Annotated in this window: 1 protein-coding gene and 1 pseudogene; one reads left to right on the top strand and one right to left on the bottom strand. The window is 75.7% G+C overall.

Annotated elements, in window-relative coordinates; genetic code table 11:
• Positions 1 to 169: 169 nt before the first annotated feature.
• The gene (locus ACFXA3_RS42295) at positions 170 to 517 is read right to left on the bottom strand and encodes a hypothetical protein (RefSeq protein WP_385196817.1); all 348 of its coding nucleotides are present in this window, start codon (positions 515 to 517) and stop codon (positions 170 to 172) included.
• A 335-nt stretch (positions 518 to 852) separates the two neighbouring features.
• On the opposite strand from ACFXA3_RS42295, the pseudogene ACFXA3_RS42290 reads away from it, so the two are divergent.
• Positions 853 to 1,597 (top strand): annotated as a pseudogene (locus tag ACFXA3_RS42290) (hypothetical protein); the annotation flags it as partial.

The following is a 1,597-nucleotide window of genomic DNA, read 5'->3' as shown; positions in this document are numbered from 1 at the left end:
CTCTTGGTGTCGCGGGCGCGCGGTGGCGCCCCCCGCCCCCCGCTGGGGGCCCCCCCCCGGGTCGGCCCCCGCCCCCGCGCCCCCCCCCCGCGGGCCCCGGGGGGGGGCGGGCGGACCCGGGGGGGCCGGCTCAGCCCTGCTCGTCAGCCTCGTCCGTCGGTCCTGTCCGTCAGGCCTGTTCGTAGACCCAGTCGGAGACCGCGCCCCCGCCGACCCGGGCCCGCCAGGCGAGGGAGTTCCCGTCCCGGATGCCGGTCTCGTCCGGGCGCACGTCCCGCCAGGTCCCGTTGCCGTTGTGGTTCGGGAACGTCTGCAGCGGGCCGCCGTTGACCCTGACGTCCAGGTACGGGGTCCGGCCGTCGGCCTCGGTGTCACCGACGCCGAAGATGTTCCGGGTCGGGTCGAAGTACACGTACGCGCCCTTGATGATGCGGGTGTCGGCGCTGGCCGAGGTGGCGGCGGTCACCACGGTGACCGCGGCCGTGGCGACGGCCAGCAGCGCGAGCCTCTTTCGCATGAGTGCGTCTCCTTCGGAAGGGTTCCGGTCGTTCCGGCGAGCGGTTCGTCCCGCCGGTGGTCCCAGATTTCCGACGGCCGGATTGTCCGTCCACGAAAAGCGGGAAAAGCGCAGTTCGGGCACGGACAACCGGCATTGTCCGGCGGACGGACGAGGGTTTTGGCGCGGTCCGTCACCGCTGCCCGCCCGACGGCTGCCGCGGAATCGGGCCACGCCGCGCCAGGTTGTCCGACAACTGCTGGAAAGCCCGACGCGTCACCTGATCTGCTGGGACGTCGACCGGTACGGGGCGGGCGGACACCCGGGCGCCCCGAGGACGGGGAGGGGCCTCACCGATGGGCAGGGCAGGGCGTCTGCAAGGGGAACCGAAGGGGGAGACCGCCCAGGCGAACGCGCTGGCGGTGTTCCTGCGGAGCGTGACGGAAGGCCGTACGGTCCGGGAGCTGGCGAAGGCGTACGGGGCGGGAAGGACCAGCTGGAGCGACTACCGCTCCGGAGCGAAGATCATCCCTCTGGAGCTCCTGAAACGCGTGATATCCGGCCGGGTCCGTGACGAACGGGGGCGGGCCGCACTGTGGGACCGCGCCCGTCGGCTGCACGCCGCCGCCTGCGCGGCGGAGCAGGGCAGGGCGCCGGCGGACGGCGGGCGGGAGGACGCCCCGCGGTCGTGGGAGGTGTTCCAGCGCGCCCAGCGCCGGGCCGACGCCGAACTCGCCCGGTCGGAGGAGGCGTTGCGCACCCTTCTGGGGCTGACCACCAGGCTCCGCAAGGAACTCGACGACGCCCTCGCGCGGGGCGAAGGCGGCGGAGGCGGACCGGCCGCCGGCCCGGAACCCCGGCCGCAGGCGCCCCCACGGCAGGCACCGGGCACGGACGGGACGCCCGCGCACGGCGGTGCCCGTGTGCCGGGGACGGAACTCGTCCTCTGGGCGCCGCGCCCCGGCGCCCCGTACGGCCCGGAGGAGGCGGCGGCCCGGATCGGCGCCGAGACGGAGGTCCGCAGGCAGCAGCTCGGCCGCCTGCGCGAGGAGGTCCGGGAACTCCGGGAGGTGCGTGCCGCGCCCGCAGGCAGCGGCCTGG

Origin of the sequence: Streptomyces sp. NPDC059456 (genome assembly GCF_042750055.1) — a bacterium.
In the GTDB taxonomy this organism is placed as follows: domain Bacteria; phylum Actinomycetota; class Actinomycetes; order Streptomycetales; family Streptomycetaceae; genus Streptomyces.
Note: the sequence above shows the minus strand (reverse complement) of the source record. Positions and strands in the feature narration are given on the sequence as shown.